13 protein-coding genes and 1 pseudogene are annotated in these 11,939 nt (G+C 74.5%); 8 read left to right on the top strand and 6 right to left on the bottom strand.

Annotation, left to right across the window (positions count from 1 at the left end):
* Positions 1 to 29: 29 nt before the first annotated feature.
* The 5 genes from ABZ924_RS02040 to ABZ924_RS02020 all read left to right on the top strand — a co-directional run bounded on the left by ABZ924_RS02040 (position 30) and on the right by ABZ924_RS02020 (position 6,015).
* Positions 30 to 1,478, top strand: a complete 1,449-nt coding sequence (locus tag ABZ924_RS02040; protein ID WP_361902952.1) for an MFS transporter — start codon at positions 30 to 32, stop codon at positions 1,476 to 1,478.
* Positions 1,479 to 1,522: 44 nt separating this feature from the next.
* Positions 1,523 to 1,939, top strand: a complete 417-nt coding sequence (locus tag ABZ924_RS02035) for a hypothetical protein (RefSeq protein WP_361902577.1) — start codon at positions 1,523 to 1,525, stop codon at positions 1,937 to 1,939.
* A gap of 352 nt (positions 1,940 to 2,291) precedes the next feature.
* Positions 2,292 to 2,837 (top strand): 2Fe-2S iron-sulfur cluster-binding protein, encoded by a 546-nt coding sequence (locus ABZ924_RS02030; RefSeq protein WP_361902949.1) that lies wholly within the window; start codon positions 2,292 to 2,294, stop codon positions 2,835 to 2,837.
* Positions 2,834 to 3,871, top strand: a complete 1,038-nt coding sequence (locus ABZ924_RS02025) for a xanthine dehydrogenase family protein subunit M (RefSeq protein WP_361902574.1) — start codon at positions 2,834 to 2,836, stop codon at positions 3,869 to 3,871. Before ABZ924_RS02030 ends, ABZ924_RS02025 begins: the two co-directional genes overlap by 4 nt.
* Positions 3,868 to 6,015, top strand: coding sequence for a xanthine dehydrogenase family protein molybdopterin-binding subunit (locus tag ABZ924_RS02020; protein ID WP_361902571.1), 2,148 nt, complete (start codon positions 3,868 to 3,870; stop codon positions 6,013 to 6,015). The genes ABZ924_RS02025 and ABZ924_RS02020 overlap by 4 nt, the downstream gene beginning before the upstream one ends.
* A 163-nt stretch (positions 6,016 to 6,178) precedes the next feature.
* On the opposite strand, the gene ABZ924_RS02015 is transcribed toward ABZ924_RS02020, so the two are convergent.
* The 4 genes from ABZ924_RS02015 to ABZ924_RS02000 form a co-directional block, all read right to left on the bottom strand.
* Positions 6,179 to 6,880: a DUF1963 domain-containing protein gene (locus ABZ924_RS02015; RefSeq protein WP_361902568.1), complete on the bottom strand. Its 702-nt coding sequence runs from the start codon at positions 6,878 to 6,880 to the stop codon at positions 6,179 to 6,181.
* 61 nt (positions 6,881 to 6,941) lie between these two features.
* A complete protein-coding gene (locus ABZ924_RS02010) occupies positions 6,942 to 8,369 on the bottom strand; it encodes a cytochrome P450 (protein WP_361902565.1) in 1,428 nt (475 codons plus the stop codon).
* A 122-nt stretch (positions 8,370 to 8,491) separates the two neighbouring features.
* Entirely contained in the window at positions 8,492 to 9,139 is a 648-nt protein-coding gene (locus ABZ924_RS02005; RefSeq protein ID WP_361902562.1) for an excalibur calcium-binding domain-containing protein, read from the bottom strand.
* A gap of 134 nt (positions 9,140 to 9,273) precedes the next feature.
* A complete protein-coding gene (locus tag ABZ924_RS02000) occupies positions 9,274 to 9,639 on the bottom strand; it encodes a helix-turn-helix domain-containing protein (protein WP_361902559.1) in 366 nt (121 codons plus the stop codon).
* A 59-nt stretch (positions 9,640 to 9,698) separates the two neighbouring features.
* Between ABZ924_RS02000 and ABZ924_RS01995 the strand changes: the two genes are divergently transcribed.
* From ABZ924_RS01995 to ABZ924_RS01985, 3 genes and pseudogenes are all read left to right on the top strand, one after another.
* On the top strand, positions 9,699 to 10,340 hold the full coding sequence (locus tag ABZ924_RS01995; RefSeq protein WP_361902556.1) for an NAD(P)H-binding protein: 642 nt from the start codon (positions 9,699 to 9,701) through the stop codon (positions 10,338 to 10,340).
* A 268-nt stretch (positions 10,341 to 10,608) separates the two neighbouring features.
* Positions 10,609 to 10,977: pseudogene (locus ABZ924_RS01990) on the top strand (DUF6193 family natural product biosynthesis protein); the annotation flags it as partial.
* Positions 10,978 to 11,014: 37 nt separating this feature from the next.
* Positions 11,015 to 11,107, top strand: a complete 93-nt coding sequence (locus tag ABZ924_RS01985) for a DUF6193 family natural product biosynthesis protein (RefSeq protein WP_361902553.1) — start codon at positions 11,015 to 11,017, stop codon at positions 11,105 to 11,107.
* A 23-nt stretch (positions 11,108 to 11,130) separates the two neighbouring features.
* On the opposite strand, the gene ABZ924_RS01980 is transcribed toward ABZ924_RS01985, so the two are convergent.
* Entirely contained in the window at positions 11,131 to 11,679 is a 549-nt protein-coding gene (locus ABZ924_RS01980; protein WP_361902550.1) for an NUDIX hydrolase, read from the bottom strand.
* Positions 11,643 to 11,843: a ferredoxin gene (locus ABZ924_RS01975; protein ID WP_361902547.1), complete on the bottom strand. Its 201-nt coding sequence runs from the start codon at positions 11,841 to 11,843 to the stop codon at positions 11,643 to 11,645. Before ABZ924_RS01975 ends, ABZ924_RS01980 begins: the two co-directional genes overlap by 37 nt.
* Positions 11,844 to 11,939 lie beyond the last annotated feature (96 nt).

Raw genomic sequence — 11,939 nt, 5'->3', positions numbered from 1 at the left:
CCCTGGCCGTGATCGCCTCGTGCCAGCTCATGGTCGTCCTCGACATCACCATCGTGAACATCGCGCTGCCGCACATCCAGACCGCGCTGGGCTTCTCGACCGAGAACCTTTCCTGGGTCGTCAACGCCTACACGCTCACCTTCGGCGGGCTGCTGCTCCTCGGCGGCCGCACCGGCGACATCCTCGGCCGCAAGCGGGTCTTCGTCTTCGGCGTCCTGCTCTTCGGCCTGGCCTCCCTGCTCGGCGGACTCGCCCAGAACTCCGGCCAGTTGATGGGGGCCCGCGCCCTTCAGGGCGTGGGCGCGGCCATCGCCTCCCCGACGGCGCTCGCCCTGATCACCACGACCTTCCGCGAGGGTCCGGCCCGCAACCGGGCCTTCGGCGTGTTCGCCGCGGTCTCCTCCTCCGGCGGCGCGATCGGCCTCCTCGCCGGCGGCATGCTCGTCGAATGGCTCGACTGGCGCTGGGTGCTGTTCGTCAACGTACCCATCGCGTTGGCGATCGGCCTGCTCGCCACCAGGGTCCTGCACGAGTCCGAGCGCCGCCCCGGCCACTTCGACCTCGCCGGCGCCCTGCTGTCCACCGTCGGCATGGTCTCGCTCGTCTACGGGTTCATCCGCGCGGCCCAGGACGGCTGGCGAGACCCGCTCACGCTCGGCTCCTTCGGCCTGGCCGTGGTGCTGCTGACCCTCTTCGTCGTCAACGAGCGCCGCTCCGTGCAGCCGATCACCCCGCTGCACATGTTCGCCGACCGCAACCGCGCCGCCAGTTACGGCATCATGCTCTTCCTCGCCTGCGCGATCTTCGGCATGTTCTTCTTCCTGACCCTGTTCGTGCAGAACGTGCTGGACTTCAGCCCGCTGCGCGCCGGCCTGGCCTTCCTGCCGGTGAGCGCGGTCATCGCGGTCGGCGCGGGCATCACCTCCCAACTGCTGCCCAAGTTCGGGCCCAAGCCCTTCATGGTGGGGGGCGCGTTGTGCTCGGCGGCCGGCCTGGCCTGGCTGACGCAGACCGACGTCCACTCCACCTACCTCGGCAGCATCCTGGGCCCGATGCTCTTCTTCAGCCTCGGCATGGGCCTGCAGTTCGTCTCGCTGACGCTGACGGCGCTGTCCAACGTGCGCGACCGGGAGTCCGGCGCGGCCTCGGGACTGCTCAACACCACCCAGCAGGTGGGCGGCTCGCTGGGCCTGTCCATCCTCGTCACCGTCTTCGGCACGGCCAGCCGACACGAGGCCCGGAGCCAGCTCCCGGCGTTCATGGCCTCCGCGAGCCCCGAGCAGCGGCTGTTCCTCCAGCGCACCGGGCAGCTCCCGGACCCGTGGGGCGACCAGGTGCTCACCGCGGGCGTGAGCTCGGCCTTCACCGTGGCGGCCCTGTTCGCCCTGACCGGCGCGCTCATCGCGCTGTTCGCGATCCAGGTCCGCCCCTCCGACCTGGCCAGACTCCAGGGCCGCCACACCCCCACGGCCGCCTAGAAAAGCCCGTGTGCGCGCGCGGCCGCCCGCGTACGCTCGCTCCCGTGCCCCGGAATCCCAAGAAGTCCCGCCGCCTGGTCGCCGACGGGCGTACGTACCTGTGGTCGCTCCGCCACGGCCACAGCATGCTCCCGGACGGCGGCCGGACGGCGCGGCAGTGCCGCCACACCCTCAGCCTGTTCCCGCAGCCGGCCGGCAGCGGCGGCCCGCTGCGCATCGTCTTCGTCGCGGCCCCGGGCCGGTACGTCCCGGGCGGGGCTCCGCTGGGCTCCGGTGACGTGGGGTACGTCCGGGGACCGGACCTGAACCTGCACGAACCGGGCGCCGTACGGGCCCTGCTCGACGCCGCCCTGGCCCACGGGTGGCAGCCGGAGGACCGCCGCCCGGCGGAGCTCGACGGCTGGCCCCTGCTGGAGGCGGCGGCCGCCGCGCGGGCCGGGGGCGCCGGCCCGGCGCAGTGAACTGAGTCGGAGATCTTCCGGTTCGTGCTCCCCCGGCTACCGCTGGGAGGTGCCCCCAGACCCGCGCCGCCCGGCACCACACCTCACCGCCTTGGCGGGGCCCCGAGTACGTCCGGTACGGCGGAGGCGTCCGCCCCCCCCGCCTCCGCGTCGGCCGTACGGGGGAGGCTCGGGCAGGGTGCCGGAGGTGTGCGGCGCCGGTGGGGGTGAGAGGGGACAGGCTGGGCAGGGGGCGGACGTCCCTCCCCCAGCGGACGACAGGGAGCTCGTCGTGGCCCACCCATCCGACCCGCCGCCCCGGACGGCGCACGGCACGCCGGAGGGCGGGTCCGCCGGCGAGACCCGCTCCCGCGTGAGCGTGCGCGTCAACGGGACCCCTCACGACCTCGACCTCGACCACCGCGTCACGCTCCTCGACGCCCTGCGCGAGCACCTGGACCTGACCGGCGCCAAGAAGGGGTGCGACCACGGGCAGTGCGGTGCGTGCACCGTCCTCGTGGACGGCCGGCGCGCCAACAGCTGTCTGCTGTTCGCCGTCACCCTCGACGGGTGCGCGGTCACGACCGTGGAGGGCCTCGCGGGGCCCGACGGCGCCCTGCACCCGCTCCAGCGCGCCTTCATCGAGCAGGACGCCTTCCAGTGCGGCTACTGCACCCCCGGCCAGCTCTGCTCCGCCGTCGGCGCCCTGCGCGAAGCCGCAGCCGGCGACCCGTCGCACGTCACCGCCGCCGGTGCCCGGGCAGGGGCCGCCGCGCTGACCGCGGAGGAGATCCGGGAGCGGCTCAGCGGCAACCTGTGCCGCTGCGGCGCCTACCCGGCGATCGTCCGGGCCGTCGCCGAGGCCGCCGCCGACGCCGCGGCCACCAGGACCGGTGCGGATGCGGACGTGATCGTGTGAAGCCCTTCGCCTACGTACGCGCCACCAGTCTCCGCGAGGCCGCCGACGCCCACGCCGCGCACCCCGGTTCCCGCTACCTGGGCGGCGGCACCAATCTGGTGGACCTGATGAAACTGGGCGTCGAGACCCCCACCGCCCTGATCGACATCTCCCGGCTCCCCCTGGACGAGATCACCGAACTCCCCGACGGGGGCCTGCGCGTCGGTGCCACGGTCCGCAACAGCGACCTGGCCGCCGACCCCCGGGTGCGCTCCCGCTTCCCGCTGCTCGGGCAGGCCCTGCTCGCCGGCGCCTCCGGCCAGCTGCGCAACGTCGCCACCACCGGCGGCAACCTGCTCCAGCGCACCCGCTGCGCCTACTTCCAGGACCTCTCCAAGCCGTGCAACAAGCGCGAACCGGGCAGCGGGTGCGGAGCCCGGGACGGCGTCCACCGCGACCACGCGGTCCTCGGCCACTCCGAGTACTGCATCGCCACCCACCCCTCCGACATGGCCGTGGCCCTCGCCGCGCTGGACGCCGGCGTCGAGCTGTACGGGGGACCGGACACCACCCGCACGGTCGCGGCCGCCGAGTTCCACCGGCTGCCCGGCGACCGCCCCGAGCAGGACACCGTCATCCGCCCGGGAGAGATCGTCACGGCGGTGCTGCTGCCGGCCCCGGCACCCGGCGCCGTCTCCTCCTACCGCAAGGCGCGCGAGCGCGCGTCGTACGCCTTCGCCCTCGCCTCGGTCGCCGTCGTACTGGACCTCGACCCCGACGCGGGCCTCGTGCGCCGGATCGCCCTCGCCTTCGGCGGCCTCGCCCACCGGCCCTGGCGGGCCACCACGGCCGAGGCGCGGCTGACCGGCGCCGAGCCGCGCCCCGACGCCGTGCGCGCGGCGGTCGACGCCGAGCTCGCCCGGGCGGAGCCCCTGCGCGACAACGCGTACAAGATCCCCCTCGCCCGCAACCTCGCCTGCGACACCATCGCCACGCTGGCCGGTACGCATCCCGGTTCCGCAGACCACAGGACAGGACCACAGGAGCCACGATGAGTTCCGCCTCCGCCACCCTCGACACCGCCGCCGAGGCCCTGCTCGGCGCCCCCGTCCCACGGCGCGAAGGCCGGGAGAAGGTGACCGGCACCGCGCTGTACGCCGCCGAACGGCACCTGCCGCGGCGGGCCTACGGCTGGCCGGTGCCCGCGACGATCGCCCGCGGCCGGATCACCGCCGTCGACACCGCCGCCGCCCTGGCCCTGCCCGGCGTCCTGGGCGTCCTCACCCCGTACGACGCACCGCGCCTGGGCCCCTCCGACGACCCCACCCTCCAGCTGCTCCAGGACCTGCGGGTACCGCACCGCGGCTGGTACGTGGCGCTGGCCGTCGCCGACACCCTGGAGGGGGCCCGCGCCGCCGCCGACGCGGTGCGCGTCACGTACGAGGAGGAGCCGCACGACGTCGTACTGCGCGAGGGTCACCCCGACCTGTACACCCCGGAGGAGGTCAACGGAGGCTACCCCGCGCACCGCGAACAGGGGGATCCGGACGCGGCGTTCGCCGCCGCGCCCGTACGGATCGACGTCCGCTACGCGGTGCCGCCGCTGCACAACCACGCGATGGAGCCGCACGCCGCCACCGCGGACTGGGACGCCGGGCGCGGCCACCTCACCGTCCACGACTCCTGCCAGGGCACCACGGTGGTGCGGGCCGTCCTGGCCGGGCTGTTCCGGCTGCCCGAGGACCGGGTCACGGTGCTGGCCGAGCACGTGGGCGGCGGCTTCGGCTCGAAGGGCACGCCGCGGCCCCACGTCGTCCTCGCCGTCATGGCCAGCCGGCAGTGCGGACGCCCCGTCACGGTGGCCCTGCCCCGGCAGCACATGGCCGCCACCGTCGGCCACCGCGCTCCCACCCTGCACCGCGTCCGGCTCGGCGCCCGCGCCGACGGCACGCTCACCTCCCTCGGCCACGAGGTCACGACGCACACCTCGCGGGTGCGCGAGTTCGTCGAGCAGGCCGCCGTACCCGCGCGGGTGATGTACGCGGTCCGGGACAGCCGCACCACGCACCGCGTCGCCGCGCTCGACGTGCCCACCCCCTCCTGGATGCGCGCCCCCGGCGAGACGCCCGGCATGTACGCGCTGGAGTCGGCCATGGACGAGCTGGCCGATGTCCTCGGCATGGACCCCGTCGAGCTGCGCGTACGCAACGACCCGGCCACCGAGCCCGACAGCGGCCGCCCCTTCAGCAGCCGCCACCTCGTGGAGTGTCTGCGCGAGGGCGCCGACCGCTTCGGCTGGGCCGGCAGCAGGCCGCCCCGGCGGGAGGGGTCGCTCCTCATCGGCAGCGGCATGGCGGCGGCCACCTACCCCGTGTACATCGCTCCGGCCGGCGCCCGGGCCCACGCCCGGCCCGACGGGAGCTACCTCGTCGAGGTCAACGCCACCGACATCGGCACCGGCGCCCGTACGGTCCTCTCCCAGATCGCCGCCGACGCGCTGGGTGTCCCGCTCGACGCCGTCTCGCTGTCGCTCGGCGACAGCGCGCTGCCGGCCGGCCCCGTGGCCGGCGGCTCCACCGGGACGGCGTCCTGGGGCTGGGCGGTGCACGACGCGTGCACCGCCCTGACCGACCGGCTGGCCCGCCACCCCGGGCCACTGCCCGACGCGGGGCTCTCCGCGTCCGCGGACACCACCCAGTCGGCGAAGCAGACGTCTCCGTACGCGCGTCACGCGTTCGGGGCCCACTTCGCCGAGGTGCAGGCCGACACGGTCACCGGCGAGGTACGGGTGCGCCGGATGCTGGGGGTCTTCGCCGCCGGCCGTGTCCTCAACCCGCGCACGGCCCGCTCGCAGTTCATCGGGGGCATGGTGATGGGGCTGGGCATGGCCCTGACCGAACACAGCGGCCTGGACCCGGCCTTCGGTGACTTCGCGGAACGCGACCTGGCCGCCTACCACGTACCGGTCAACGCCGACGTCCCCGTCGCCATCGAGGCCCACTGGATCGACGAGCATGACAAGCACCTCAACCCGATGGGAAGCAAGGGCATCGGTGAGATCGGCATCGTCGGCGCCGCGGCGGCCATCGGCAACGCCGTGAGCCGGGCGACCGGCCGGCGCCTGCGCGAGCTGCCCCTGACCCCTGACCGGGTCCTGGCCGCCCTCGGCGACGGGGGTGGCTCCGCCGGGGGCGCGTAGGCGTGGGGCAGGGGCGTCCGCTCAGCACCCCCGGTCGCGACGCAGGTACTCCGAGCGGGACCGGAGGATGCCCAGGGCCTCGTGGACCGAGCAGCCGAGGCGAGCCCGTTCGTCAGCCAGCGATCCGATGATCCTCAGGAGGCGGCCTGGGCGTCGGTCGGCGTCAGCACTGCCAGAGGAACGCGGCCTCGGCGCACGGCTCGCAGGCGAAGGCGTAGGCCCTGCCGCTCCCGAAGTTCATCACGGGGCCGGGATCACGGCCTTCCTGGAGCTGGGCGACCAGGGGCATCGGGCGGGCGCAGGCGCGGCAGGACGGGGTCTGGTCCCACTGGAGCCATGCGGGGGCGCCGCCGAGCTGCCCGAGCACATCGGACGTGGGGCGCCCGGAGCGGGCGGCCCACGCCTTGCGGGCCACGTCGTAGTCGGACTCCTCCTCGCGGGCGAGGGCGACGGCCCGGGTCCCGTCGAGCAGGCGGACGTCCTCGTCGTCCTCGTACTCGTCTTCGTCGTCCTCGTCGTTGTCCTCGTCGTCGCTCTGCTCGAGTTCGGGCAGCGGTATCGGCTCCAGGCCCTCGGCCGGGAAGACCAGGGCGCGGTTGCCGCCCGAGGCCGGGTCCCAATCCGCGCAGCCGCCCGGGTCGTTCTGGCAGGCGAACACGGCGAGCACCGATCCCGGCCCGGCCCCGTCGGGGCGGGCGGTGCCCTCGAGGTCGTCCAGCAGGATCTGGGCGAGGAACTGCATGGGGCCCTCGCAGGCCGAGCAGTGGGGCCATGCCGTACCCGCCGGAGCCAGGGGCACACCGCCCACCCGGGTCACCGGCGCATCCGCCGCGGTCGGACCGGAGTCGATCATCAACGTCGTCACGGCCATGACACTAGATCACGGCTGTGACGCAGAACGCTCCGGTCATGACGGCCGCCGGCCGCTACCCGGCCGAGCTCCGGATCCGGCAGCGCATCGGGCCGTCGGTCCGCAGGGTGATGCCGACGCTGACCGGGACGTCCACGTCGACGGCCTCGAACTCGTACGCCCGCAGCAGCATCGCCAGTGCGATCACCGACTCCAGCATCGAGAAGTGCTGGCCGATGCAGGCGCGCGGGCCGCCGCCGAACGGGAACCACGCGTACCGCGGCCGGCCCGCCTCCGCCTCCGGAGCGAAGCGGTCCGGGTCGAAGCGGTCCGGGTCGGGCCAGTAGCGCGGGTGGCGGTGCGTCACCCACGGGGCCAGGATGACGTCGGCGCCGGCCGGGATGGTGACCCCGCCGACCTCGGTGGCGGCGACCGAGCTGCGGCCGATGGCCGGAGCCGCCGGGTAGAGCCGCATGGCCTCCTTCAGCACCTGCGTCAGGTACGGCAGCCGCTCCATGTCGGCGGCCTCGGGCGTGCGGTCCCCGAGCACGCGGGTGATCTCCTCCCGGGCCCGGGCCTGGTGCTCGGGGTGGCGGGCCAGCAGGTGCAGGGAGAAGGCGAGCGAGGTCGCGGTGGTCTCGTGCCCGGCGAGCAGGAAGATCAGCACCTGGTCGCGCAGCTCGGCGGCGTCGAAGGCGGCGTCCTCGGTGCTCGTGGCGGCGGACAGCAGGGTCAGCAGGTCCTCGCCGGCGGCGCCCGCCGTGCCGGTCGTCCCCGCACCGGCGGCGCGGCGCTCGGCGATGATCCGGTCACACACCGCGTACAGCTCGTCCATCGCGGCGGCCGCCCGCTTGTTGCCCGGCGTGGGCCAGCTGCGCGGGATGTTGGCGGGGGAGTAGCCGCGGCGCAGCACGTACTCGGTGATGACCGGAAAACACCGGGCGACGACATCGACGGTGGCGTCCACGTCGGTGCCGAACAGGATGCGGGCCACCGCGCGCAGCGCGAGGTGCATCATCTCCTCGGAGACGTCCACGGTGCCTCCGGGGGCCTGCTCCCAGGCGGCGAGGGTGGCCCGGGTCTCGGCGGCGACGGCCCCCGCGTACCCGTCCACCCGGCGCTTGGTGAACAGCGGCTGCACCAGCCGCCGCTGGCGCAGGTAGTCCGCGTCCTGGCTGGTCAGCAGGCCGTTGCCGAAGGATTCCCGGATCTCCTGGTAGAAGGAGTTGTCCTTGCGGAAGTTGGCCGATTCCGAGGCCAGGACCTGCTGCGCGCCCTCCGCGGAGAAGACGCAGTACAGCTCGGCGCGCAGCCCCGGCGGGCCGGCCGTGATCCGTACGACGTCGCCGTGCTGCTGCTGGGCGCGCAGGTAGGTGCCGAGCGAGTCCGACTTCAGGTCGAAAAGGGAGCCCAGCACCGGCAGTCCCGCGAGCGAGGGCGCGTCACGGCCCTCCGCACCGCCGCCGCCCGACGCCTGCGTATCCGTGTGTGCTCCCACTGCCATGGCCGCCCCCTCGACACCGTACCGACGGGCCGATTCTGCCTGCTCCGCGGGACCGGGGGCGAGGGAGGCTCGGCCATCAGGCTGAATACCGCCCCCAGGGGTTTCGTTGCCCCGCCGCGGGGTCACTTGTCGCAGGCGATCCCGTCGTTGTCCCGGTCGAGGCTGCGGCTGTATCCGGGCTCGCCGCGCCGCATGGGGGCGGCCCCGGCGGCGCGGGCCTCGGCACAGCTCTTGAAGCTGACGCTGCCGCTTCCGCCGCTTCCGCCGCTTCCGCCGCTTCCGCCGCTGCTGCCGCTGCCTCCGGTGCCTCCGGTGGAGCCGCCGCTGCTGCCCGAGCCGCCGGTCGTGCCGGCGGCGGACCGCGAGGCCGCCGGCCCGGGGGCGGGGGCGGTGGGGCTCTTCGACGGCTGCAGCGCGGCGCCCGCCTTCGCCGGACAGGCCGTACCCGGCGCGACCAGGGTGAGCTCGACGGCGGTGCCCGGCGGAAGCGGGCTCTGCGCTGCAGGGGTCTGGAAGCACACCGCCCACTGGGCGTGGTCGCCGGCGAGGGAGACGTCCGTGTAGGCGCTGCGGGCCTCGACGGGGGTGGTGGCCAGCTTCTTCACGGCGGCCTCGGCATCCGCGAACTTCTGCCCGACCAGGTCCGGCATGACCGGCGCAGGGCTCGTGACCGGTGTCGGCGCGGCGACGGCCGGCTTGTCCGCCTTGGCCGGCGCCGGATCCTGACACCCGCTCCCCAGCAGCACCACCGCCCCCACGACCGCTGCCAAGGCGAACCCCCGCCGGTGGAACATTCTGGCCCCCAGATCACGCCGCCAAGATCAAACTGCCGAGAACTGCCGTAGCGTACGGGCGCCGTGCCCCGATCGGTGACCCCGTTTCACGCCATTTTCTCCTCGCGCGGTCAGAGCCCGGCCGCCAGTCCCGCCTCGCGGGCGTCGATCAGCTCGTCCCAGTGCTCGCGCGTCCACGCGCACGCCGCGTCCAGCTGGCCGAGCAGTCCGCGCCCGAGCGGGGTGAGCGCATACCCGCCGGCCTCCTCCCGTACGACGAACCCGTCCCGCTCCAGCAGCCGCAGCGACTGGGTCAGCGACTTCGAGCTGATCCCGCGCAGCGGCACCTTCAGCTCCGAGAACCGGCGCGGGGCCTCCTCCAGGCAGCGCAGCACGGACGCAGCCCACTTGTCGCCCACACGGAACGGCACCAGGGGCGACGGGCAGACGGGGTCGAACAGGTCGGGGTCCAGGGGCTGGGGCTTCGGCGTCGTCATGATCGCCACGTTAGGCCGGTATCCGATCGGTAACCAGGCCCTCTCCTAGGGTCGCCGGCATGACACAGACACAGCTGAGAGAAGAACCGGCCCCCAGGCTCATCGTGTTCGGCGCCTCCGGCCGCACCGGCCGGGCCGTGGTGGCAGAGGCGCGGCGCCGCGGGCTCGCCGTCACGGAGGCCGGGCGGGCCGAGGGTTCGGTCACCGACCCGGCGGACGCGGCCCGCCTCGCCGCCGGGCACGACGCGGCCGTCGTCGCCGTGTACGACCCGTCCGCCCCGCCCGGCACGTACTTCCCCGCCGTGGCACGCGCCCTCGCCGAGGGGCTGCCGGCGGCCGGGGTGCGGCGGCTGGTCTCGGTCGGGCTGGCCTCCGTACTGCCGACGGAGACGGGGGAGCTGCTCATGGACACCCCCGGGTACCCGCAGGAGTGGCGGGAGTTCTACGTCGGCCACGGCGCCGGTACCGACACGCTGCGGGCGGCTGCCCCGGCGGGGCTCGACTGGGCGGTGCTCAGTCCCGCCGGGGACTTCGACCACGAGGGCGTGCCGGCCGGCGGCTACGCCCTGGCCCCGGCCCGGGCAGACGCCCGGATCACCCCGGCCGACTTCGCCCGCGCGGTGGTCGACGAGGCCGCGGCGCCGACCCTGCACGGCACGCACACCGGCGTGACGGGAGCCGTGGCCGAGGGGACGCACTAGTGCTGCGACCGGAAAGGTTCACCGGGTCGCGACGCTCCCCCGGCTACCGCTGGGAGGTGCCCCCAGGCACGGCACCTCGCCGCGTTGTCGGACCTCGCAAGTACGTCCAGTACGAGCCGAGGCCCTCCGCCTTGCGAGGCACCGCACCGGACGCCGCGACCCGGCAAACCCTTCCGGCGCCGAGGGGCTCGGGCTCGCCCTGCCCGAGTCGGACGCGAAGTGGGGTCGCCTCGCGGAGTTGGTCGCCGCGGGGAGCGGTCGGCGCGTGATGGTGTATCCGCCCGCCGGACCGCGGACCTTCCAGGTGAACCTCCAGGTCAACGGCACGCGCCTGGGCTGTGGGTGGACCGCGGACCTGGCCGGGGTGGTCAGGGCGACGGCGGCGTGGACGGGCGGCGCGGGGCTCGTGGAGACCCAGGAGCACGCCCCGTTCGTCCGGTTCAGACCCTGGGCCCTCCTCCACGAGCGGGAGCCGTTCGGTGTCGTCGAGTTGGCGTGGCGCGTCAAGCTCGACCGCATCCACATGCCGCCGTACGACCGGCACCCGCGCCCCCACGCGCTGCTGGCGGCGGCGTACGCCCAGCCGGTGCCCCGCCGGCTGATGCCGGTCAACAGCCACTTCGATCTCTGGTTCTCCAACGGTGCCGAGGAGTTCGGGAAGAGGCCGGTCGGGTATGTCATCCGCGGTCGCGCGCACCGAGACGCCGGAGGAAGCCGTCGCCTTGGTGGTGGCCGCCCTCCCGGAGGGGCTCGGGGCGGCGGGCTGAGGCGACGTAGAGGGCGGGGGGTGTCAGTCCCCGCCGTCCTCCCCCCAGTCCCAGGTGTCGAAGTACGCGGCCACCCCGGTCCGCCGGGCCCGCATGACCGCCTCCAGGCGCTCGAAGTCCCGCGCCGGCATCAGGGTGCGCCATTCCTCCGGCGCCAGGGCCCGTACCTCGTCGTGCTCGGCCGGGTTGAGGGTGATGGCCCTGATCCGGTCGGCGGTGAGCCGGCCCCCGTCGAAGACGAAGCCGACCGTGCTCAGCGGCCACTTCCTGCCCGGCAGGCCGAAGACCGTGGCCAGCAGCCGCGGGGGACCCCCGTACACGATGCCGGTCTCCTCCCGGCACTCGCGCAGGGCGGTCTCCCAGGGGCGCTCGCCCTCGTCCATGCAGCCGCCGGGCCATTGCCACGGGTGGCTGCGCGAGTACACCGCGTGCAGCTGCACCGGGCGTTCGTGCTCGTCGGTGAAGAACAGGCAGGCGAAGGCGGAGGCCTTGGGGAGGGTCTCCGCGAACTGCTCCGGCGGCAGCCAGCCGGAGGTCACTCGCCCGGAAGGGTGATCGCCTGTACGGGACATGCCCGGGCGGCCTCCTTCAGCATCGGCTCGCCCGCACCGTCCTCGCGGCCGGGGATCACCATCCCGAACCCGTCGTCGTCGCTGGTGAACACCCCCGGCGCTCTCAGCGCGCACTGGCTGCTGCCGATGCAGACGTTGCTGTCGATGCTGATCCTGTCGGCCATGGATCCTGCCCTTCGAGAGCCTCCGGCGCACGCGGTCGCATGCGCTGCTCATGATCGCGTGCGGGGGTGCCCGTACGGGCGAGCCGCCCCGACATT

The organism is Streptomyces sp. NPDC046876, assembly GCF_040645035.1.
Classification (GTDB): domain Bacteria; phylum Actinomycetota; class Actinomycetes; order Streptomycetales; family Streptomycetaceae; genus Streptomyces.
Note: the sequence above shows the minus strand (reverse complement) of the source record. Positions and strands in the feature narration are given on the sequence as shown.

Bases quoted from the DNA above. Each gene is read 5' to 3' on its own strand.
- ABZ924_RS02040 (WP_361902952.1), top strand. From the start codon at position 30: ATGGTCGTCCTCGACATCACCATCGTGAACATCGCGCTGCCGCACATC.
- ABZ924_RS02010 (WP_361902565.1), bottom strand. From the start codon at position 8,369: ATGGCAGTGGGAGCACACACGGATACGCAGGCGTCGGGCGGCGGCGGT.
- ABZ924_RS01995 (WP_361902556.1), top strand. From the start codon at position 9,699: ATGACACAGACACAGCTGAGAGAAGAACCGGCCCCCAGGCTCATCGTG.
- ABZ924_RS01985 (WP_361902553.1), top strand. From the start codon at position 11,015: ATGTCATCCGCGGTCGCGCGCACCGAGACGCCGGAGGAAGCCGTCGCC.
- ABZ924_RS02000 (WP_361902559.1), bottom strand. From the start codon at position 9,639: ATGACGACGCCGAAGCCCCAGCCCCTGGACCCCGACCTGTTCGACCCC.
- ABZ924_RS01975 (WP_361902547.1), bottom strand. From the start codon at position 11,843: ATGGCCGACAGGATCAGCATCGACAGCAACGTCTGCATCGGCAGCAGC.
- ABZ924_RS02020 (WP_361902571.1), top strand. From the start codon at position 3,868: ATGAGTTCCGCCTCCGCCACCCTCGACACCGCCGCCGAGGCCCTGCTC.
- ABZ924_RS01980 (WP_361902550.1), bottom strand. From the start codon at position 11,679: ATGTCCCGTACAGGCGATCACCCTTCCGGGCGAGTGACCTCCGGCTGG.